The organism is Pseudarthrobacter chlorophenolicus (assembly GCF_000962805.1).
Classification (GTDB): domain Bacteria; phylum Actinomycetota; class Actinomycetes; order Actinomycetales; family Micrococcaceae; genus Arthrobacter; species Arthrobacter chlorophenolicus_A.
Window position 1 is genome coordinate 198,087 of sequence record NZ_JZTW01000005.1, and the last position, 22,023, is coordinate 220,109.

Annotated in this window: 18 protein-coding genes and 1 riboswitch; of the genes, 15 read left to right on the top strand and 3 right to left on the bottom strand. The window is 66.8% G+C overall.

Translation table 11 applies throughout. The features are described from left to right. Positions 1–11 precede the first annotated feature (11 nt). The 6 genes from rnc to ftsY all read left to right on the top strand — a co-directional run bounded on the left by rnc (position 12) and on the right by ftsY (position 9,307). The gene (gene rnc, locus UC32_RS07715) at positions 12–740 is read left to right on the top strand and encodes a ribonuclease III (protein ID WP_045730640.1); all 729 of its coding nucleotides are present in this window, start codon (positions 12–14) and stop codon (positions 738–740) included. 6 nt (positions 741–746) lie between these two features. After that, complete coding sequence (gene mutM, locus UC32_RS07720; protein WP_045730641.1) at positions 747–1,712, top strand: bifunctional DNA-formamidopyrimidine glycosylase/DNA-(apurinic or apyrimidinic site) lyase; 966 nt, start codon at positions 747–749, stop codon at positions 1,710–1,712. Between the two features lie 140 nt (positions 1,713–1,852). Then, positions 1,853–3,157, top strand: coding sequence for an MFS transporter (locus UC32_RS07725; protein WP_235423619.1), 1,305 nt, complete (start codon positions 1,853–1,855; stop codon positions 3,155–3,157). Next, positions 3,154–4,269, top strand: a complete 1,116-nt coding sequence (locus tag UC32_RS07730; RefSeq protein ID WP_082071987.1) for a TolB-like translocation protein — start codon at positions 3,154–3,156, stop codon at positions 4,267–4,269. The genes UC32_RS07725 and UC32_RS07730 overlap by 4 nt, the downstream gene beginning before the upstream one ends. Before the next feature lie 141 nt (positions 4,270–4,410). After that, positions 4,411–7,998 carry a chromosome segregation protein SMC gene (gene smc / locus UC32_RS07735; protein WP_200896345.1) on the top strand — a complete coding sequence of 1,196 codons (3,588 nt, stop codon included), beginning with the start codon at positions 4,411–4,413 and terminating at the stop codon, positions 7,996–7,998. Between the two features lie 106 nt (positions 7,999–8,104). Next, positions 8,105–9,307 carry a signal recognition particle-docking protein FtsY gene (ftsY, locus tag UC32_RS07740; protein ID WP_045730642.1) on the top strand — a complete coding sequence of 401 codons (1,203 nt, stop codon included), beginning with the start codon at positions 8,105–8,107 and terminating at the stop codon, positions 9,305–9,307. 3 nt (positions 9,308–9,310) lie between these two features. On the opposite strand, the gene UC32_RS07745 is transcribed toward ftsY, so the two are convergent. Next, the gene (locus tag UC32_RS07745; protein ID WP_045730643.1) at positions 9,311–10,579 is read right to left on the bottom strand and encodes an MFS transporter; all 1,269 of its coding nucleotides are present in this window, start codon (positions 10,577–10,579) and stop codon (positions 9,311–9,313) included. 224 nt (positions 10,580–10,803) lie between these two features. On the opposite strand from UC32_RS07745, the gene UC32_RS07750 reads away from it, so the two are divergent. Both UC32_RS07750 and UC32_RS07755 read left to right on the top strand, forming a co-directional pair. Continuing rightward, positions 10,804–12,162: an ammonium transporter gene (locus UC32_RS07750; RefSeq protein WP_045730644.1), complete on the top strand. Its 1,359-nt coding sequence runs from the start codon at positions 10,804–10,806 to the stop codon at positions 12,160–12,162. Further along, positions 12,159–12,497 (top strand): P-II family nitrogen regulator, encoded by a 339-nt coding sequence (locus tag UC32_RS07755; protein WP_015937412.1) that lies wholly within the window; start codon positions 12,159–12,161, stop codon positions 12,495–12,497. Before UC32_RS07750 ends, UC32_RS07755 begins: the two co-directional genes overlap by 4 nt. A gap of 130 nt (positions 12,498–12,627) precedes the next feature. Here UC32_RS07755 and UC32_RS07760 read toward each other — a convergent pair whose 3' ends face one another. Continuing rightward, positions 12,628–14,031 (bottom strand): glucose-6-phosphate dehydrogenase, encoded by a 1,404-nt coding sequence (locus tag UC32_RS07760; RefSeq protein ID WP_045730645.1) that lies wholly within the window; start codon positions 14,029–14,031, stop codon positions 12,628–12,630. Positions 14,032–14,115: 84 nt separating this feature from the next. Here UC32_RS07760 and ffh point away from each other — a divergent pair, with 84 nt between their 5' ends. Both ffh and UC32_RS07770 read left to right on the top strand, forming a co-directional pair. Continuing rightward, positions 14,116–15,699: a signal recognition particle protein gene (gene ffh, locus UC32_RS07765; RefSeq protein WP_045730646.1), complete on the top strand. Its 1,584-nt coding sequence runs from the start codon at positions 14,116–14,118 to the stop codon at positions 15,697–15,699. Positions 15,700–15,798: 99 nt separating this feature from the next. Next, positions 15,799–16,533: an alpha/beta fold hydrolase gene (locus UC32_RS07770; RefSeq protein ID WP_045730647.1), complete on the top strand. Its 735-nt coding sequence runs from the start codon at positions 15,799–15,801 to the stop codon at positions 16,531–16,533. Between the two features lie 49 nt (positions 16,534–16,582). Here UC32_RS07770 and thiC read toward each other — a convergent pair whose 3' ends face one another. After that, positions 16,583–18,400 (bottom strand): phosphomethylpyrimidine synthase ThiC, encoded by a 1,818-nt coding sequence (gene thiC, locus UC32_RS07775; RefSeq protein ID WP_045730648.1) that lies wholly within the window; start codon positions 18,398–18,400, stop codon positions 16,583–16,585. After that, positions 18,395–18,502, bottom strand: a riboswitch (TPP riboswitch). (Overlaps the previous gene by 6 nt.) A gap of 92 nt (positions 18,503–18,594) precedes the next feature. Between thiC and UC32_RS07780 the strand changes: the two genes are divergently transcribed. The 5 genes from UC32_RS07780 to UC32_RS07800 all read left to right on the top strand — a co-directional run. After that, positions 18,595–19,677 carry an amidohydrolase family protein gene (locus tag UC32_RS07780; protein ID WP_045730649.1) on the top strand — a complete coding sequence of 361 codons (1,083 nt, stop codon included), beginning with the start codon at positions 18,595–18,597 and terminating at the stop codon, positions 19,675–19,677. A gap of 101 nt (positions 19,678–19,778) precedes the next feature. After that, positions 19,779–20,654, top strand: a complete 876-nt coding sequence (locus tag UC32_RS07785) for a VOC family protein (protein WP_045730650.1) — start codon at positions 19,779–19,781, stop codon at positions 20,652–20,654. 96 nt (positions 20,655–20,750) lie between these two features. Beyond that, positions 20,751–21,191, top strand: coding sequence for a hypothetical protein (locus UC32_RS07790; RefSeq protein ID WP_045730651.1), 441 nt, complete (start codon positions 20,751–20,753; stop codon positions 21,189–21,191). Between the two features lie 225 nt (positions 21,192–21,416). Further along, the gene (gene rpsP / locus UC32_RS07795; RefSeq protein ID WP_045730676.1) at positions 21,417–21,821 is read left to right on the top strand and encodes a 30S ribosomal protein S16; all 405 of its coding nucleotides are present in this window, start codon (positions 21,417–21,419) and stop codon (positions 21,819–21,821) included. A 1-nt stretch (position 21,822) separates the two neighbouring features. Beyond that, the coding region (locus tag UC32_RS07800; RefSeq protein WP_045730652.1) for an RNA-binding protein at positions 21,823–22,023 on the top strand (201 nt) is incomplete at its 3' end.

A 22,023-nucleotide genomic window follows, 5' to 3' on the forward strand; every position in this document is an offset into this window, starting at 1 on the left:
CAGGCTGACTGATGTCTTCAACTGAAGAGCTTCTGAAGCGTCTCGGCGTCACTATTGACGCCGGGACGCTTCGTCTTGCGCTCACACACCGTTCCTACGCCTACGAAAACGGCGGGATACCCACCAACGAGCGGCTGGAATTCCTGGGGGACTCAATCCTGGGCTTCTCAGTCACGGATTCCCTCTACCGGGACAACCCGGATCTCCCTGAGGGCGAGCTGGCCAAGCGGCGTTCGGCCGTGGTCAGCACCCGGGCGCTTGCCAACATCGGCCGGAGCCTTGGCATCGGCGAGTTCATCTACCTGGGACAGGGCGAGAAACTCACGGAGGGCAAGAACAAAGCCTCCATCCTCGCTGACACCATGGAAGCGCTGATCGGTGCCACCTATCTCTCCAACGACATTGAGACCGCGCGACAGCTGGTCATGCGATTGATCGGACCCTTGCTCAAGGATGCCGCCGTACTGGGTGCCGGGACTGACTGGAAGACCAGCATCCAGGAGCTTGCGGCAAGCCGGCAACTTGGAACCATCCACTATGCAGTGGAGGGCGCAGGGCCGGACCACGCACGCACTTTCAGCGCCGTCCTGAATATCGGCGGCAAGCCCTACGGCAAGGGCACCGGCCATTCCAAGAAGGAAGCGGAGCAGGAGGCTGCGGCGGATGCCTGGCGTGTCCTGTCCGGACCCGGTGCCGCTGACGGCGCCGGCAAGTCCTCCGGCTCCGTCCCCGCCAAGTAGCCTCCCGTGCCTGAACTGCCAGAGGTGGAGGTGGTCCGCCGCGGCCTGGTGAGCTGGGTCCGCGGCAGGACCATCGAGTCCGTCGATGTGCTGGACCCCCGCTCCATCCGCCGCCACGCCCTCGGCGCGGAGGACTTCATCGGCAACCTGCAGGGTGCCACTGTGTCCGACGTCGTCCGGCGCGGCAAATTCCTGTGGCTGCCCTTGGACGATGGTTCCGCACGCGCGGCAGGCAACGGACATGCTCCGCCACCGGGCGTGGCGCTGATGGCACACCTGGGGATGAGCGGGCAACTCCTGATGCAGGATTCGGACGTCCCCGATGAAAAGCACCTGAAAGTACGGATCCACCTCAGCCCCAGTGAGGGAATGCCTGCCGAGTTGCGGTTTGTGGACCAGCGTATTTTCGGTGGACTCTTCGTCACCGGTTTGGTTCACACAGACGACGGCGGCCCCGGCGGCCTCGCGGAGTCACCCCTTCCGCTGATCGCCGAGGAAGCGTCACATATTGCCCGGGATCCACTGGACCCGGCCTTCTCGTTCGACCGTTTCTACCAGCGCCTGCGTGTGCGCAAGACCGGGTTGAAACGGGCGCTCCTGGACCAGGGGCTGGTCTCGGGCATCGGGAACATCTACGCCGATGAGGCCCTCTGGCGTGCGCGGCTGCACTACGCACGGCCTACCGACAAGCTGCGGCGCGCTGACGCCGTCCGGGTTATCGAAAGCGCCCGCGAGGTCATGCTCGATGCCCTGGCCGCCGGCGGAACCAGTTTCGATTCGCTGTACGTCAACGTCAACGGCGCCTCCGGATACTTTGACCGGTCGCTCAACGCCTACGGTCGGGAAGGCGAGCCCTGCAAACGATGCGCGGCTGCAGGAATCCACGCCACCATACGCCGTGAACAGTTCATGAACCGCTCCTCCCACACCTGCCCGGTGTGCCAGCCGCGCCCCCGCAACGGACGCTGGTAACGCCAAGCAAAAGTTTCGGCTTTCTTGATTCCCCCACCGGCCACCGGCTGGCAAGCTGGCCCGGAACAGGCGGTGCGCGGCCCGCGGGAGTGCAACGCCATCCCAGCTGATTGAGGGACGGGCTGCCGTTGTACATATCGATGTCGGACCGCAAAGGCGGCCGCAGGGACCAGGCGGACACTGTCAGCCCCGCCACCCGCACAGCATTCCGGCTGTCCCCGGTAATTGTCTGGCTTGGCATCGTCAGTATGGCCACCGACATCTCTTCCGAGTCCGTGGCCGCCGTCCTTCCCCTCTATGTCACGGGGTTCCTGGGGCTTTCCACCATTGCCTTCGGAATTATCGACGGCATCAACCAGGGCGCCAGCTCCATAGTCCGGATTGGTGCCGGCTGGGTCGCCGACCGGACCGGCCGGCCCAAGAGCGTGGCCGTGGCCGGATACGGGCTCTCGATGGTGGCCCGCGTGGGCTTCCTCTTTGCCGGCGGGTTCTGGTCGATAGCAGCCATCATTACCGGCGACCGGGTTGGCAAGGGGATCCGCACCGCCCCGCGCGACGTCATGATCGCTGAGGCAGCGCAGCCCGACTATCTTGCGCGGTCGTTCGGTGTCCACAGGATGCTGGACAACATCGGCGCGGCAGCCGGTCCGCTGATTGCGTTCGCGCTGCTTTCACTGATCCCCAACGGGTACAGCAGCGTCTTTGTGGTGTCGCTGGCATTTGCCGCCATCGGTGTCGCCGTGCTGCTGCTGACAGTGCCGAACAGAACGGTATGGCCCGGCAAGGCACCGGCGCCGGAGCCTGCCACCGTGGAACCGTTGGCCGAAGCGCCGCAGCAGCAACCAAGAGCGGGCTGGTCGCGGACCTCGTGGCGGGCGCTAAGGGTCCAGGGACTGCCACGGCTGCTCGTTGCGGCAGGGCTGCTGGGCATCCTGACCATCGGTGACGGCTTCGTTTACCTGCTGCTGCAAAGCCGCGAAGCGTTTCCCGCGCAGTGGTTCCCCCTCCTGTTCGTGGGCACCAACGCCGCGTTCCTCGTCTTCGCGATCCCCATCGGCCGCCTGGCCGACCGGTGGGGCCGGGTGCCGGTTTTCCTGGCCGGCCACCTGGCGCTGCTCGCCTGTTACCTGCTGACAGCCGTCCCATCCGGCGGCACGGCAGCCACCCTTGGCTGCCTGCTGCTGCTCGGCCTGTTCTATGCCGCAACGGACGGGGTCCTCGCAGCACTGGTCTCCCAGCTGGCGGTGCCGGAACACCTCGGCACTGCGCTCGGTACGGCTCAGACCGTGGTGGCCCTGAGCCGGATGGTGTCAGCGGCTGCGTTCGGCGTGTTGTGGTACGCCGCGGGCCCCGCAGCAGCGGCGGCCTGCGTAGCTGTTCTCCTTGTCCCTGCCCTGGGCGCAGCGACTGCACTCCTGAGCCGCACCCCGCGGACTGCGTCATGAGCGGCCGGCCCCAGCAGGTCCGGGCCGTCCGCCAGGAAGGAAAGGGCGACGGCGGCGGGCGGGCTGCCGCTGCGGATCCCCGCCTCCGGTCCGCTGCCGGAGTCCCCCGGCGGATAGTGGCTCTGCTGGCGGTCACGCTCCTGGCCCTGGCCGCGGCCGGAGCCTACGCCGCCGCGGCGTTCCAGGAGGCCCGAAACAGCCAGGCCGCCGTGCCCGCGGTCCAGGTCGCTGCAGCAGGCGCCCTCCCCGCGGAACCCTTCGTGATGTTCCGCAACACCGCCGCAGGCCAGGGGTACGGTGAAGCCGCCTTTGCACCACTCGCCAATCCGTCGGGGGAACGGTTCCTCTCCGGCCGCGCCTGCGACCGCGTCTATGCCACCCGGGAGCTCGTCAGCTGCCTGTCGACGCAGAACATGATTCCCACCCGGTTCGAGGCAAGCATTTTGGGCCCTGCGCTTCAGCCGTTGCAGGGCTGGGAGCTCGGAGGCATCCCCAGCCGGACCCGGATCAGTCCCGACGGTGCCCTCGTAGCCAGCACGGTCTTCGTGGCAGGCCATTCCTACGCGTCCGCCGGATTCTCCACCGAGACCGTAATCCGCGGCGCAGACGGCACCGTCCACGGAAACCTCGAGACCTTCGCACTGATGTCAGGCGGAACCCGGATCAAGGCCACGGACCGGAACATCTGGGGCGTGACGTTCGTCCCTGGCGCGCCCAACGCGTTCTACGCCACTGCCTCGTCACAAGGAAGCATCTGGTTGGTCCGCGGCGACCTGGTCGAGCGGACGCTGACAGTGGTTGCTTCAGGAGTGGAATGCCCGTCCATCTCCCCGGACGGCAAGCGGATTGCCTTCAAGAAGAGTGACTCCGGGACCCTGGTGGGTGACCGCCGCCCCGCCGTGCTGGATCTCGCCACGGGGAACGTCACAGTGCTGGGCGAACAACGGAACCTTGACGACCAGATCGAGTGGCTGGACGGCAACACCATCCTCTATGGCCTTCCCCGCGATGACACCGGCCTGGACAGCGATATCTGGTCCCTGTCCACACGTCCCGGAGCAACACCGGAACTCTTCATCGAACATGCCTGGTCTCCGGCCGTGGTCCGATGACGCGTCCTGGCCCGACTGCTGGCGGTTTGCTGCCGTGCCGGGCGGGACAGGCGGCGCCGGATCCGCGACTTTTGGCCGCAACCCGGTAGATTTAGGACCGCCAAGCAGCCGCCCAGCCCCGTCCAGGAGACCCGAAAAGCCTTGCACCTCAAAAGCCTGACCGTCCGGGGGTTCAAGTCCTTTGCCTCCGCCACCACCTTCGACTTCGAAGCCGGAGTCACTGCCGTGGTGGGGCCCAACGGCTCCGGCAAGTCCAATGTTGTGGACGCACTGGCCTGGGTGATGGGGGAGCAGGGCGCCAAGACCCTCCGCGGCGGCAAGATGGAGGACGTCATCTTTGCGGGGACCTCCGGCCGCCCCCCACTGGGACGGGCACACGTATCGCTGACCATTGATAACACTGACGGCGCCCTGCCCATTGAGTACAGCGAAGTCACCATCTCCCGGACACTGTTCCGCACAGGAGGCTCGGAGTACGCCATCAACGGTGCCGGCTGCCGGCTGCTGGACATCCAGGAGTTGCTCTCCGATTCCGGCATGGGCCGGGAAATGCATGTCATCGTGGGCCAGGGCCAGCTGGACCGGGTCCTTCACGCCACCCCCGAGGATCGCCGGGGCTTCATCGAAGAGGCCGCCGGCATCCTCAAGCACCGCCGGCGCAAGGAACGGACGGTGCGCAAACTTGAGGCAATGCAGGCTAACCTGCAGCGCCTCACGGACCTGACGGGCGAGATCCGCCGCCAGCTCACACCGTTGGGCAAGCAGGCCGAGGTGGCACGCCGCGCCCAGCGCGTCCAGTTCGACGTCCGGGATGCCCGCGCCCGCCTGCTGGCCGACGATCTGGTGCAGCTCCAATTGGTCTTGCAGCAGGACGTCGCCGACGAAGCCGCGCTGAAGGAGCGGCGGACCATCGTGGGGCAGGAACTGGAGTCCGGGCGCCGGCAACAGGCTGCCCAGGAGCAGCTCGCAGCAGAGGCAACGCCGCGCCTCAATGCGGCCCGGGATACGTGGTACCGGCTGACCGCCGTCCGGGAGCGGCTCCGTTCACTGGGCTCGCTGGCCCAGGAAAGAAGCCGCGTGCTCGGATCCGTGGACGAGGCGCCGTCGGGGGGCCGGGATCCCGAGCAGCTGGAACGGCAGGCAGCGCGCGTGGGCAGCGAACTGACCGGACTGGAAGAGTCGCTCGCGGGCCGGCGGACCGCCCTGGAAGCCGCAACGGCGGCCAAGGCGGAAGCAGAGCGTGCGGCGCAGGCCGAGGACCAGCGCCTCACCGCCGAACTGCGTGCGGTGGCCGACCGCAGGGAAGGCCTGGCGCGCCTCGCGGGCCAGGTTGGGGCTGCCCGCTCCCGGGTGGAGTCCGCCCAGGCGGAGCTCGGCCGGCTGCGCGAGTCACTGTCCGCGGGTGCCGGACGGCGTGCCAGGGCGCAGGAAGAGTTCACCGCCCTGGAAAACCAAGTGGCGGGCGTGGAGGAAGGCGAAGAGTCCCTCGACGCAGAGTACGAGGCCGCCAGCGAAGCGCTGGATACCGTGCTGCAGGAAATCTCGGACCTCACATCAGAAGTCAACGAGGGCATCCGCCGGCGCGATGCCCTCGCAGCCCGCCTCGAGGCCTTGAAGCTCGGCCTGGAGCGCAAGGACGCAGCCAGGCACGTCCTGCAGTCCGGGCTTGGCGGGGTCCAGGGAGCGCTCGCCGCTGAGCTCCGGGTGCGGGCCGGTTATGAGACCGCCATAGCAGCCGCGCTCGGGGAAGCCTCCGAGGCGCTCCTGGTCGATGACCCGTCCACTGCGGAGTCCGTCCTGCAGATGCTCAAGGACGAAGACGCCGGCCGGGCAGCGTTGCTGCTGGTTCCCGCTGGCCCGCCGCACGAAGACCCTCCACTGGCCCCGGCACTCCCGGAAGGTGCAGTCCTGGCCGCAGGTCTCGTCGATGCGGCCGACGCCTATATCCCGCTGGTGCGGCACCTGCTGTGCCGGACCGCCGTCGTACATGACATCCGGGCCGCTGCGGCCCTCGTAGCGGAACAGCCCGGCCTGACTGCCGTCACCCACGCGGGAGACGTCTTTACCGCCGTCTCCGTCACCGGTGGCTCGGCGAAGGCGCCGTCACTCCTGGAAGTCCAGGCCGCCGTGGACGACGCCGACAGGGAGCTTGGGCAGGTTACCGCTGCCTTGGAGCGCAACAGGTTCGCCCTCGCCACGGCCGAGGCGAAGCGCACCGGAGCGCAGGAAAAGGCGGACGCCGCCCTGGACAGGCTGCACGAGTCCGACGCGCGGCTGGCCGCCGTGGCTGAGCGGCTGGGACACCTGAACTCAGTACTGCGCAGCGCCGTGGGTGAAAGCGACCGGCTCGCGGCCTCGCTGGCCCGTGCCGAGGCCAACGTGGAGTCAGAGGAGCAGGCGCTCGCGGCCATTACCGCCCGCCTTGCCGCGGCCCAGGAGGTGCCGCTCGAGCAGGAACCCTCAACGGCGGAACGTGATGCCCTCGCGAAGGCTGCCTCGGCCGCACGTGCGGCCGAGGTGGAGGCCAGGTTGTCGCTGCGGAGCACCGAGGAACAGGTGGCGGCCACACGCAACCGCGTCGCCTCGCTGGAACGTGCTGCCGCCACCGAACGGCGTGCACGTGAGGAGGCGGCCGAAAGGGCGCGGCGCCGGCGCATCGAGGCCCGGCGGGCAGCCGCGGTCCGGGCGGCTGTGGACTCGGCCCTGGATTTCGTGGACGTGTCCGTCGATATGGCTCGGCACGCCCGTGACCTGGCGGAAGAAAACCGCGAACGCCGGGACAGGGAGCTGCAGGAACTGCGCTCCGCGAACGAACTGCTCGCGAAGGAGCTTGCCGAGCTGACCGACAACGTCCACCGTGACGAGCTCGCCAGGGCCCAGCAGCGCGCCCGCATCGAGGCCCTCGAAACGCGGTCGGTCGATGAGCTCGGGATCACCCCTGACGCCCTGGTGGCCGAGTTCGGCCCGCACGTCGCTGTTCCGGTTCCAGCGGAAGAAACGGGTGACAAGTGGGCTGCCCTGCGCGCCCCGGTGGATGAAACGGGTGAGGCCATTGTCAACGGCGTGCCGTTCGTCAGGGCTGAACAGGAGAAACGCCTCCGGAAGGCCGAGCGCGATCTGTCCAGCCTGGGCAAAGTCAATCCGCTGGCGCTGGAGGAGTTCGCGGCACTGGAGGAGCGCCACCAGTTCCTCAGCACCCAGCTGGAGGACCTCAAGGCAAGCCGCAAGGACCTGCTGGACATCATCAAGGAGGTGGACGACAGGGTCCAGAGGGTGTTCACCGAGGCATTCGAGGACACCCAGTCACAGTTCGTTCGGGTTTTCGACCGGCTTTTCCCCGGCGGCGAAGGCCGGCTGGTCCTGACCGACCCCGCGGACATGCTCACCACCGGAATCGAAGTGGAGGCCCGCCCAGCGGGCAAGAAGATCAAAAGACTGTCACTGCTGTCCGGCGGGGAGCGATCCCTGACGGCGGTGGCCCTGCTCGTGGCCATCTTCAAGGCCCGCCCCTCACCGTTCTATGTCATGGATGAGGTGGAGGCGGCCCTCGACGACACCAACCTGGGCCGGTTGATCACCATCTTCGAAGAACTGCGTGAGTCCAGCCAGCTCATTGTCATTACCCACCAGAAGCGCACCATGGAAGTGGCAGACGCCCTTTACGGAGTGACCATGCGCGGCGACGGCGTCTCCACCGTGATCAGCCAGCGCCTGGACAACGGCGACTGAACGCCGCCCGCCGCCGAACATTCGGCCGGGCAGGCGCCTGAGTAACGGCAGGTCAGCCCCCTGCCACGGCGGGAAAGGGCTCCGGTGGTTATGAGAAGCTAGGGGAGTGAACGACATCCTTCCCATAATCCTGTCCATTCTCGGTGCCCTGGTGGTTGTCGGAGCCCTGATCCCGGTCCTGGTGAAGACGCGGAAGAACATCAACCGCTACCCGGAAACGCGCGACGCAAACGACCCCGAAGTCCGGCCAGGTGGCGGCACCCTCGTGGCCGACGAGACTGCCACGACGGAGCGGACAGCCCCCGCCGAGGCGGACCTTGACGGCGCGGCCACCACGGTGCCCGACGACGCCGCCGGACTGGAAGTCATTCCGGTTGAAACACCCCTGCCCGTAGCAGGACGCCTGACCCGGCTGCGCGAACGCCTGGTCCGCTCCAACAGCATCATGGGCAAGGGCCTGCTGGCCCTCCTTTCGAGCGACAAGATCGATGAGAACGTCTGGGACGAGGTGGAAGAAACCCTCCTCCTGGCGGACCTCGGCACCGAACCGACCATGCAGCTGGTGGATGCCCTCCGCGAACGTGTCAAGGTACTCGGTACCCGCAGCCCGGAGCACGTCAAGGCCATGCTGCGCGAGGAACTCATCAAGGTGGTTGACCCCACCATGGACCGCACCCTCAATGTCCAGCGCCACGGAGACAAGCCGGCCGTCATGATGGTGGTGGGCGTCAACGGAGTGGGCAAGACCACCACCGTGGGCAAGCTGGCGCGCGTGCTGGTGGCTGAAGACAAGGACGTGATCCTCGGTGCCGCGGACACCTTCCGTGCCGCCGCCGCCGAGCAGCTGGCCACCTGGGGACAGCGGGTGGGCGTTCCCACCGTCAAGTCCGACATCGACGGTGCAGACCCCGCGTCGGTGGCCTACGAAGCCGTGAAGGCAGGCATCGACCAGGAGGTCGACGTCGTCATGATCGACACCGCCGGCCGGCTGCAGAACAAGGTGGGCCTCATGGACGAACTCGGCAAGGTCAAGCGCGTCGTGGAAAAGCTCGCCGAAGTGGACGAGGTCCTGCTGGTCCTGGACGCAACCACCGGCCAGAACGGCCTCAACCAGGCCCGCGTCTTCTCCGAGGTGGTCAACATCACCGGCATCGTCCTGACCAAACTGGACGGCACCGCCAAGGGTGGCATCGTCGTCGCGATCCAGAAGAGCCTCGGCGTCCCGGTCAAGCTGATCGGCCTGGGCGAAGGCGCGGACGACCTCGCTCCGTTCGACGCCGAGCAATTTGTGGACGCGCTGCTGAACTAGCCGCTAACCCTTCTTTCGGCCCGCTGCGTCCTGTGACGCGGCGGGTCGAAGTGTTTCCGGCGTGGCCAGCCACGCAAGGACGGCCAGGAGCAGGACCCCGCCCGTAACGCCGAAAGCCCAGCCGAAGCCCAGCCGGTCGGCGAGCAGGCCGGCAAGGACGGGACCCACGATCGCACCGACGTCGGACGTCATCTGGTAGACCGCCAGCACCTTGCCGCCGGACCGGCCGCTGCCGATCACATCTGCGACCGCTGCCTGCTGGGCAGGGCCGAACAGGCCCGAGCCGACGCCGGCGAGTGCGGAAGCGGCAAGGAACCACGGCAGGCTCTGGGCGAAGCCGATGCCCGCGGTGGACAGGCCCGCCACCGCCAGCCCCCACATCATCATGGGCCTGCGTCCCAGCGAATCTGCCAGGCGGCCGGAGAATGAAAGCGCCGCCGCATTGCCCGCCGCGAAAACTGCCAGGGCCAGCCCGGCCGCCTCGGGACCGGCTCCGAAGGCCGCCGCAGCAAACAGCGGGACGGTGGCCATCCGGACCCCGAACGTAGCCCACCCGTTGGCAAAACTGGAGGCCAGTGCGGCCCGGTAGGCTCCGGTCCGCAGGGCCTCGCCGAAGGGCATATCAGGCGCCCGGTTGACCGCGGGGCCGGAGCCGCGCCGTTGGTGGCTCAGCTGCGTCTGCACCACCGCTGCCGCGATGACCAAGGCCGCCGCGTAGGCAAGGAACGGAACCCGCAGGCCGAATCCTGCAAGCAGGCCGCCGACGATCGGTCCGCAGACGTTGCCGATCAGGAACGCGGAGGCGTAGGCCCCGGACACTCTGCCCCGGCTCTCCGGCGGCGCCAGCCTGACCACCAGGGCCATGGACGCCACTGTAAACATCACCGAACCTGCTCCGCCCAGTCCACGGAACAGCAACAGCTGCCAGTAGCTCCCGGCAAAGGCGCAAGCCGCCGTTGAGGCCGCCACGATGAGCAGCCCCGACACATAGACCGGCCGTTCCCCGAGCTTGGCGATCAGGGCACCGCCGGCCGGGGCGAAGACCAGCCGCATGAACGCAAAGATCGCCACGATCACGGCGGCTTCCGTGTTGCCCACGCCGAAGGTTGTGGCGAATTGCGGCAATACAGGCGCAACAAGCCCGAATCCCAGGGCGATCAGGAACGCGGCGGCCAGCATCACCTTGATATCGCGGGGAAGCTTGTCCCGGCGGGGCCGCAGGCGGGCCAGGATCCTTGAAGCGGTGCCGCTGGCGCGGGCTTCTGCCGTCATGATGCACAGTTCCTTGCAGGGAGGGTCGCCGGCTGCCGGCGGGAGTGGTGAAACACAACCGTAACAAGGCGGATATGCACCATTTACTTCCTAGAGGTTGTTGTAACAGTCCGGCAATCTAAATCCTCTGCGGGCGAAACACGCCGCCGACACACTCGTTACAGGACGCAAAGGGCGTTGGCAGGCGGAGGACTCCGCAAGATTCGGAAGAGAGGACGTGCACCATGGAACTTACCGCAGGTCACGTTTGGGTCATGGTGTCCGCAGCACTCGTGCTGCTGATGACACCGGGGCTGGCATTTTTCTACGGCGGCATGACGCGCGCCAAAGCGGCACTGAACATGATGATGATGAGTTTCATCTCCATCGGCATGGTCGGAGTTGTCTGGGTCCTCTGGGGATACTCGATGTCTTCCGGCGAGGGCTTCCTCCAGATGGTGGGCAACCCGTTCGCCAAGTTCGGCCTTGCCAACATCGACACCCCTGACGGCCTCATCATGGTGGGCTTCGGCGCAACGTTCGCCATCATCACCGTGGCCCTCATCAGCGGCGCCATCGCAGACCGGGCAAAGTTCGGTGCCTGGAGCGTTTTCGTCCCAGTCTGGGTAACCCTGGTGTACTGCCCCCTCGCCTACATGGTGTGGGGCGGCGGCCTCTTCAGCGAAGAAGGCGCCGTTGGTGCCGCACTGGGTGAAGCCATTGACTTCGCGGGCGGCACTGTGGTCCACATCAACGCCGGTGTAGCGGCGCTCATCCTCGTCTTCATCGTGGGCAACCGCAAGGGCTTCGGCAAGGACCCGAACCACCGCCCGCACAACATCCCGTTCGTCATGCTGGGCGCTGCCCTCCTGTGGTTCGGCTGGTTCGGCTTCAACGGCGGCGCCGCCACCACGGCCGAGCAGGGCGGCCTCATCTGGGTCAACACCCTGGCAGCTCCGGCAGCGGCAATGCTCGGCTGGCTCGTGACCGAGCGGATCCGCGACGGGCACCCCACGTCCCTGGGCGCCGCTTCCGGTGTGGTCGCCGGCCTCGTGGCCATTACCCCGGCCTGCGCCAACGTCAGCCCCGTCGGTGCCCTCGGCCTGGGCCTCGTGTCCGGTGTGGCTTCCGCACTGGCAGTCGGCCTTAAGTTCCGCTGGGGCTTTGACGACTCGCTGGACGTCGTCGGCGTCCACCTGGTCTCCGGCATCATCGGTACCGTGGCCCTGGGCTTCATTGCACTGCCCGCCGACGGTGCGGGTGGCGGCCTCTTCTACGGTGGCGGCTTCGCCCAGCTCTGGGCCCAGCTCGCAGCTGCCGGCATCGCCATCGCCTACTCGGCCGTGATGACCACCATCATCGCGCTGGCTATCCACAAGACCATGGGCTTCCGCGTCTCGCAGGAACAGGAAACGGTGGGTGTGGACCTTAGCCTGCACGCCGAGACCGCCTACGAGTTCGGCGTCTCCGGACACGGCGGCAGCTTCCAGCCGCTGCACGACATGATCACCGGCAAGAACCAGGCAGAAACCGCCGGCAGTGCCGCGGCAGCAGATGCCAAGAAGTCAGAAACCGCAACAGGCAAGGAAAGCGTGGGGGCATGAAACTGATCACCGCAATCGTCAGGCCCGAGAAGCTTGAAGCCATCCGGGAAGGCCTGGAGGCCTACGGAGTGCAGGGCCTGACGGTCAGCGCAGCCAGCGGCTACGGCCGGCAGCGGGGCTACACCGAGGTGTACCGCGGCGCCGAGTACAACGTGGACCTGCTGCCCAAGATCCGGGTAGAGGTGCTGGCTACGGACGAGCAGGCCGACGACATCCTGGATGTCATCATCGCCAGCTCCAACACTGGCAGGGCGGGTGACGGCAAGGTCTGGACCATGGATGTCTTTGAGGCAGTCCGGGTCAGGACCGGCGAACGCGGCGTCGCCGCCATCTAGGACAGCTAGTCCGCCGGACCCTGCCGCGGGGCGTAGGCAGACGGACGCGGGGTGGGCGGGAACCGGAAGGTTTCCGCCCACCCCGCTTTGGCGTTTAAGGCGTGCGGACCGACCTTAAGGCACGAAGCGCTCACTGCCCTTCCCGGGAGGTGGGCCAGGCCGCCGGACCCGCCGACCCGGCGTCGTATTCCTCCAGGGGAACCGAACCCTGCGCCCAGGCCTGCAGTACCGGTTCGACGATCCGCCAGCAATCCTCGGCGGTGTCACCGCGCACCGACAGCAACGGGTCTCCGGTCAGCACACCTTCAAGGACCTCACCGTAGGGAAGCAGATCGGAGGCGCTCAGCTCCGCCTCGAGGGTGACCCGGCCAAGGCTGAAGATGTTTCCGGGGCCGTTGACGTCGACATCGAACTCAAGGGTGTCCGGCCCGAATCCGACCCTCAGCTGGTTCGGAGAGTCGACGCCCGTGAAGCCCTGCGGCAGGTGCGGCACCGGAAGGAACGTGATCACAGCTTCTTTGCGCTTCTTTCCCAGCGCCTTGCCGGACCGGAGGATGAAGGGAACGCCGTTCCAGCGCCAGTTGTCGATTCCAATCCGGATTTCAGCCAGCGTCTCTGTGCCGCGGTCCGGGTCCACGCCGTCCTCGCGGGCATAATCCGGCACAGACTTGCCTCCTACGGTGCCTGCACCATAGCGGGCGCGCCGGGTGGAACCGGTAAATGGCGGCGCAACGCTGGCCGCGCGAAGGACGGAGGCGATGGCGTCGCGCAGGTCCCGCTCGCCCAGGGTGGCCGGCGGTTCAATGGCCAAAAGGGCCATCACCTGCAGGAGGTGGCTCTGGATCATGTCACGCAGGGCGCCGGCGCCGTCGTAATAGCGGGCCCGGCCCTCCAGCGCGAGGTCCTCGTCGAAAAAGATCTCGACTTTCTCCACGTGCCGCCGGTTCCAGACCGGTTCCAGGAAGTTGTTGGCGAACCGCAGGCCGAGGATGTTCAGGACAGTGGCCTTCCCCAGGAAGTGGTCCACGCGGTGGATGTGGTCTTCCGGAACCAGCCGGGCAAGCGTCCTGTTCAGGGACCGCGCCGATTCCTCGCTGGAGCCAAAGGGCTTCTCCATCACCAGCCGCGTCCCCGCCGGCACCTCTTCGGGGCGGAGTGCTTCGCACGCCAGCTGGCTGATCCGCGGCGGCAGCGCGAAATAGACGGCGGTGGGGCCGTCGAGGCTTTCCAGCAGGGAGGCGAGGGTGCCGGCAGCCGTGACATCCACCTGGTGGTACGCCGTGTCCTTTTCCAGGGCAGCCAGCGCGTCCTTGCCGTCCGGCCCCGCGGTGTCCATTGCTGCGGCGAAAGAGGACTGCACCCGCTCCCGCCACTGTTCCGGTGTCCAGGGGTCGGAGCCGGCGCCCACCAGGCGGAGGCCCTCCGCCCGGCCGGCGGCCACGAGGCGGGCCAGTCCAGGGAGGAGCAGCCGGCCTGTGAGGTCGCCTGAGGCGCCGAGGATGAGCAGGGTCTTGACAGTTGGTTGGCTCGTCATTTGGCCAGCATGCCATCTGGCGTGCCCGACTTGGTACCCTAGATAGTCGAGTCCCGATCATCTCCTGAAAGAAGTTCACGGCGCGTGTTCAATTCACTCTCTGACCGGTTGACAGCAACCTTCAAGAATCTCCGCGGCAAGGGCCGCCTGACGGAGGCCGACGTCGATGCCACCGTCCGGGAGATCCGCCGCGCCCTGCTGGACGCGGACGTTGCCGTTCCCGTGGTGCGGGAATTCACCGGCCGCGTGCGCGAACGTGCGTTGGGCGCCGAGGTTTCAGCAGCGCTGAACCCCAGCCAGCAGATCGTCAAGATCGTCAACGAGGAACTCAAGGAGATCCTCGGCGGCGAAACCCGGCGCATCCGGCTGGCCAAGAACGGCCCCACCATCATCATGCTGGCAGGCCTTCAGGGTGCGGGTAAGACCACCCTCGCCGGCAAGCTGTCCAAATGGCTGAAGTCGCAGGGACACAGCCCCATCCTGGTGGCCTGTGACCTGCAGCGTCCCAACGCGGTGACCCAGCTCCAGGTGGTTGGCCAGCGTGCCAACGTGCCGGTTTTCGCCCCCCACCCGGGTGCCACCTCAACCGAGCTTGAGCACCCGGCCGGAGACCCCGTCGCCGTTGCCCGCGCCGGCGTTGAGGAAGCCCGCCAGAAGCTGCACGACGTCGTCATCGTCGACACCGCCGGACGCCTCGGCGTTGACGCGGACATGATGGAGCAGGCGCGCCAGATCCGCCGTGCCATTGTGCCCAACGAAGTCCTCTTCGTCATTGACTCGATGATCGGCCAGGACGCCGTGAACACGGCCCTGGCGTTTGACGAGGGCGTCAACTTCACCGGCATCGTCCTGTCGAAGCTCGACGGCGATGCCCGCGGTGGTGCCGCGCTGTCCGTCTCCTCGGTCACCGGCAAGCCCGTCATGTTCGCGTCCACCGGTGAGGGCCTGGACGACTTTGAGCTTTTCCACCCGGACCGGATGGCCTCGCGCATCCTGGACATGGGCGACGTCCTCACGCTGATTGAGCAGGCCGAGAAGTCCTGGGACAAAGACGAAGCTGCCCGGATGGCGAAGAAATTCGCCGACCAGGAAGACTTCACCCTTGACGACTTCCTGGCCCAGATGCAGCAGATCCGCAACATGGGCTCCATGAAGAAAATGCTCATGATGATGCCTGGTGCCCAGAACATCCGCCAGCAGCTGGAGCAGTTCGACGAACGCGAGATTGACCGCGTTGAAGCCATTGTCCGGTCCATGACCCCGCACGAACGCGTGGCCCCGAAGATCATCAACGGTTCGCGGCGCGCCCGCATCGCCCGTGGTTCCGGTGTGCACGTCTCCGAGGTCAATGGCTTGTTGGAACGCTTCGCACAGGCCCAGAAAATGATGAAGAAGATGGCCCAGGGCGGCATGCCAGGGATGCCCGGAATGCCTGGCCTCCCCGGTGCCGGGGGCGGCACGCGGAAGAACGCAAAGAACGCACCCAAGAAGAAGGCCCGGTCCGGCAACCCGGCGAAGGCCGCCCAGGAACGCAAGGACGCCGAAGCGCGCCGCGCCAATGCGTCCAAGGCGCTGCCCACCGGAGCTTCCTTCGGCCAGCAGGCGGGTGACTTCGACCCGTCCCAGATGAACCTGCCCAAGGGTTTCGATAAGTTCCTGGGGAAGTAGGAACCTCCCCGCAATCAGCGCCAAGTGTTGTCGGAAACGCGCCAACGACACTTGGCGCTGTTCAGTTAAGATGCCGGCGCCGTGGAATAGGGTTGGGGGATGTTCAAGCAGAGGGTAGTGTTCGTGCACGGCTCGGGGAGCTTCGGCGCCGCCGCCTGGCCCCGGCAGCACGGCATGGCGCTGATGTACGATGCGCTGTTCCTCCGCCGGCACGGGTACCACAGCACCGCCGAGCCCCTGGAGTCCTCCTTTGCGGAGGACACAGCCATCGTGCTGCGTTCCCTGGGCGATGACGGGCGCGGTGCTGCCGGCGGACACGTGGTGGCTCACGCGCAGGGAGCCATTCCGGCCATGATGGCGGCCGTGGAGCGCCCGGACCTTGTTCATTCGCTGACCCTGGTGGAACCGGCCTGCCTTTCCCTCACCGCGGAGCTGCCCGCAACCGCCGCCCACATCCGGATGATGAAGCCGCTGTTCGACGTCCGCCACCAGCTCAGCGACGAAGACTTCCAACGGGAGTTCGTCCGCCGCGTCTACGCCGCGGACCTGCACCAGCCAGCCACTCTCGAGGAGAAGCGCTCAGCCCGCCGGCTGCGGCTGCAGTCACCCTCCTGGGAGGCGCCGCTTCACATCGTTCCGGGCGTCCCCACACTGGTCCTCACCGGCGGGTGGGAGCCACTCTATGAGGAAATTGCCGGGTACCTCCGGGAGACCGGCGCACTGCACCGTGTTGCCGCCGGCGGGCACCGGCCCCACGATTCAGCCGACGGCAACCGGGCCATCCGGCAGTTCCTCGCCGATGTCAGCCGGAGTGAACCGGCCCGGGCCTCTTAGCTGCGCGGGCCGGTCAGGGGCAACCCGCCGGTCACCGCCGGCGGCAGGCTCAGCTGCCGGCTGGGACTTCCAGCTCGGGAAGGTACACCTTGCCGCCGGATTCCATGAATTCCCGGCTCTTCTCCCGCATCCCGGATGCTGCTTCTGCTATGGCGCCCTGGGCTTCCGCGGACCCGTACTCGTTGCGGATGTCCTGACTGATCCGCATCGAGCAGAACTTCGGCCCGCACATGGAACAGAAGTGTGCCGTCTTGGCGGGCTCGGCCGGAAGCGTTTCATCATGGAACGCTTCGGCCGTCTCGGGGTCAAGGGAAAGCGCGAACTGGTCCCGCCAGCGGAACTCGAACCTGGCCTTGGACAGGGCATCGTCCCGTTCGTGCGCCCCGGGGTGGCCTTTGGCCAGGTCGGCGGCGTGGGCGGCGATCTTGTAGGTGATAACCCCGGTCTTCACATCGTCCCTGTCGGGCAGTCCCAGATGTTCCTTGGGCGTGACGTAGCAAAGCATGGCGGTGCCGTAGCGCGCGATCTCGGTAGCGCCAATGGCTGAGGTGATGTGGTCGTAGCCTGGGGCCACATCGGTGACCAGCGGGCCCAGCGTATAGAACGGCGCGCCCTTGCACAGTCTCTGCTGGCGCTCCACGTTCTCCCGCACCAGATGAAACGGGACATGGCCCGGCCCTTCCACCATGACCTGCACGTCATGCTTCCAGGCGCGCTCGGTGAGCTCGGCAAGAGTGTCCAGTTCCGCGAACTGCGCAGCATCGTTGGCGTCAGCGGTGGCACCGGGGCGCAGGCCGTCACCCAGCGAGAACGCGACATCGTACCTGGCGAAGATCTCACACAGCTCATCGAAATGCGTGTACAGGAAGTTCTCCTGATGGTGCGCCAGGCACCACCCCGCCATGATCGAACCGCCCCGTGACACGATGCCGGTGACCCTGTTGGCCGTCAGCGGCACGTAACGGAGCAGGACGCCGGCGTGGACCGTCATGTAGTCCACGCCCTGTTCACACTGTTCAATGACGGTGTCCCGGAAAATTTCCCACGTGAGTGCGTTCGCCTCGCCGTTCACCTTTTCCAGGGCCTGGTAGATGGGCACGGTGCCGATCGGCACGGGGGAGTTGCGGATGATCCATTCCCTGGTGGTGTGGATGTCGTCGCCCGTGGAAAGGTCCATCACCGTGTCGGCTCCCCACCGCGTAGCCCACTGCAGCTTGTCCACCTCCTCCGCGATGGAGCTCGTGACCGCAGAGTTGCCGATGTTCGCGTTGATCTTCACCAGGAACGCCTTGCCAATGATCATCGGCTCGGATTCCGGATGGTTGATGTTGCTGGGGATGATGGCCCTGCCGGCGGCAACCTCACTGCGGACCAGTTCCGGATCACAGCTTTCCCGGAGCGCCACGAACCGCATTTCCGGGGTCACCACGCCGTTCCGGGCGTAGTGCATCTGGGTGACTGTCCGGCCGTCGACGGCGCGGCGGGGCACCGGGCGGCCGCCTTTCCATTCCGCAGAGGCGGCGCCGCGGCGCACGGCTGAGCGGCCGTCGTCGAGCAGGTTCCGTTCGCGTCCTCCGTACTCTTCGGTGTCGCCCCGCTCTTCAATCCACTCCGACCGGAAGGGGCTGAGGCCCCGCACCGGGTCGCTTCCCGGGCCTGCTGTCCGGTAGGTGCGGAAGGGGGCGTTTGGCTGTCCGTTGGGCGACGGCTCCAGCGCGATCTCCGTCACCGGGACGCGGATCCCGTGCTGCGGATCATCGATGTAGGCCAGCGAGTGGGACTTCAGGGACTGGGTTACAGGTGCTTCAGGCCTGGCTCCGGCAGGGTGGTTTTGGGCATGGGGCAGCACTGTTTTGGGTGTATTCAAGGAGTACTCACTTCCTTCGCCGGCATTACCCGGACAGGTTCGACGGTCGCAGGCCGCGTCAGCCCGATCTCAGCCCCTGCAGGGGCACCCGTGTGGTCAGGAACGAAGCTACCACACGCGCTGTAGGGGCAAGTGCTGACAGCCCTGTCATATTTGCCGGTGCTAGCCTGACCGGGCAGGAAGAGGAGGCATCCATGCCATACATCATCGGTTTTAGCGGCACCGCCCTTTCGGGACCGGACAGGGAGCGGCACGGCCTGTGGTCCGTGGACGGACGCCTGACATTTACCCGTCCGGAGGCCGGCCCGGACGTTGTGCTGGACGGCTGGGTGCTGCCCGGCTTTGTTGACGCCCACTGCCACATTGGCCTGGGCCCTGCCGGTCCGGTAGACGCCGATGAAGCCGAAGCCCAGGCCCGCGCCGACCTGGACTCGGGCACGCTGCTGATCCGGGACGCGGGATCGCCCGCCGACACCCGCTGGATGCAAGGCGGCCGGGATTTCCCGCTGCTGATCCGTGCCGGGCGGCACGTCGCACGGACGCGCCGTTACCTTCGGGGATTCGCCCACGAGGTGGAGCCTGAGGGGCTCGTGGAGGCCGTACGTAAGCAAGCCCGCGACGGCGACGGCTGGGTCAAGCTCGTTGGGGACTGGATCGAGCGGAGCGCCGGCGACCTTGCGCCATCATTTCCCGCCGGCGTCGTCCGCGATGCCATCAGTGCCGCACACGACGAAGGTGCCCGCGTTACCGCCCACTGCTTTGCCGAAGACACCCTGGACCAGATGCTCGATGCAGGCATTGACTGCATCGAGCACGCCACCGGCTTGCTGCCCAGGCACCTGCCGCGGTTCGTGGAGCAGGGCGTACCCATCGTGCCCACGCTGGTCAATATCGCCACGTTCCCGGATATTGCCGCCCAAGCCAGGCCCAAGTTTCCGGTGTACGCCGACCACATGATGGCGCTCTGGGAACGCCGGCTGGAACGCGTAGGGGAGGCCTGGGAAGCCGGCGTGCGGATCTTCGCCGGAACGGATGCCGGCAGCGTGATCCGACACGGCAGGATCGCGGACGAAATCCTTACACTGCACGCGGCGGGCTTGCCCGCGGCCGAGGCGCTCAATGCGGCCAGTTGGGCCGCCCGTGCGTGGCTGGGCGCTGACGGGCTGGCAGAAGGGGCGCGTGCCGACGTCGTGCTGTTCCGGGACGATCCCCGGAGGACCCTGGAGACCGTGGCTCACCCATCCCACGTGGTTTTGGGCGGCCACGTGGTCCGCTAAGGAAACCTCCGTCCTGCACTTGGAATAAATTGAAGCTTCAAGTAATTTTAACTCATGACAGGCCGCCCCATCCGGCAGGCCTCCAGACGAGGGAGCGTTCAATGACTGCAGAAGCCACCAGCCAGGATCTTCTTCCTGCCGATCTCGCCATGGGCACCGTGATGCTCAAGGTCGGCAACATGAAGGTCATGACCGACTACTACCAGCGCGCACTGGGGCTCGAGGTGGTCGCGGAGCAGGACGGCGGCCTCTACCTTGGCCGCCTCGGCAAGCCGCTGGTCCACCTCGCTCCGGCCCCCGGACTGACCATTCCCGGCAGGGGAGAGGCAGGCCTGTTCCACACGGCCCTCCTGTTCGAGGACCAGGCGGCGCTCGCCGCCACGGTGGCCACCGCAGCCCAGTTCGAACCCCGCTCCTTCACGGGCAGCGCGGACCACCTGGTCAGCGAAGCCTTCTACTTCACTGATCCCGAGGGCAATGGCATCGAGCTCTACTGGGACCGCCCGCGAAGCAACTGGTCCTGGAACGGCACCGACGTGGTGATGGACAGCCTGGCGCTGCCGCCCCAGCGCTACCTGGAACAGCACCTTTCGGAAGAGTCCCTCCAGGGGCAGCGGCAGACCACCGCCGGGGTAGGCCACGTCCACCTCCAGGTGGGCGACGTCCAGTCGGCACGCGACTTCTATGTGGGAACCCTCGGCTTTGAAAAGACGGCCGGCTGGCACGGGCAGGCCCTCTTCGTCTCCGCGGGCCGCTACCACCACCACATGGCCATGAACGTCTGGAACAGCCGCGGCGCCGGTCCGCGGAAAGACACCCTTGGCCTCGGTGAGGTCCTCATCGAGGTTCCATCCGGTGACGACGTCGGCGCGCTCGCTGACCGCCTGAAGGTCGCCGGGGTCTCCTCGCACCACACCGGCGCTGAGCTGCGCTTCGAGGACCCATGGCGCAACAGCATCCGGGTTGCGGTGCGCTGAGCGGCCCTCCCGCGTACTAGGCTGAAACCGTTAGACCGGGGATGCCAGGAAGGTATCCCCGGCGCGCCGTACCGTACACGGAAGAGGTCACTTCCCATGGGTTTTACCGAAATCTTCGTAGCCACCCACGATGCCGCCCTGAAGCGCGCAGGAACCCTTGATGGCGGGGGCACCCCGCCCGCCGCCGACGCGGTCCGGATCCCCGGCATCAGCGACTTCGAAGTAGAGCAGCTCGGAGACCTGGCAGGTACTGCGGTCCATGCGGGCGGCGCCGACTACGAACTGACGATGGTGGACGTGGCCAGCGACTCCCTGCTGGCCGTCCCCCCGGCCATGGTCCGCGCCCTGGCTGACCTGCTCACCTACGAAACTGAAGGCGAGGGTGATGTCCTCGAGGACGTTGCAGCGCAATGGGCCGCGCAGGACGACATGCCGTTCGACGCCGGGCAGGCGCAAACCTACGTCCGGCAGCTTGCTGAACTGGCGGGCGGAATCGGTGATTCAGAGCGTTCGGGACTGTACGTCTGGTCCGCCTGACCTCACCCCGGCGGGCCAAACCGGGCAGGGCCCGGCGCTGTCCCCGCGAACGCGGGGCGCCGAGTCGAAATCCTCCCGCTGATCTGGCACAATGGACAGGTACTCGATCTGCGTGGCCCCTCTCTCCGCGTCTGGATCCTGTCCTTCGAGCCCGCAAGTACGGCCCGCCCCACGGGTGCAGAACGCCGGGTTCACCCCTTTTCTGAAACAGGAGTGACCACAAAAGTGGCCGTAAAGATTCGCCTTAAGCGCTTCGGCAAGATGCGCGCCCCGTACTACCGCATCGTCGTCATGGACTCACGCGCCAAGCGTGACGGCCGTGCCATCGAAGAGATCGGCAAGTACCACCCCACCGAAGAGCCCTCGTACATCGAGGTCGCTTCCGAGCGTGCACAGTACTGGCTCTCCGTCGGTGCCCAGCCGTCCGAGCAGGTTGCCGCGATCCTCAAGATCACCGGTGACTGGCAGAAGTTCAAGGGCCTCCCGGGCCAGGAAGGCACCCTGAAGACCAAGGGCGAGAAGGAAGCCTTCGTCGCACCGGAGAAGGGTTCCGTCATCATCCCGGAAGCCATCACCAAGAAGGCTTCCAAGTCTGAGGCAGCCGAAGCAGAGACTACCGAGGCTGAGTAAGTTGCTGGCAGACGCGCTGGAGCACCTGGTCCGCGGAATCGTTGATTCCCCGGACGACGTCACGGTCAATTCGAAGAACAACCGCCGCGGGGATACCCTCGAGGTTCGTGTTCACCAGGATGACCTGGGGCGGGTGATCGGCCGCCAGGGCCGCACGGCGCGCGCATTGCGCACCGTCGTGGCAGCGCTGGCCGGCGGCGAG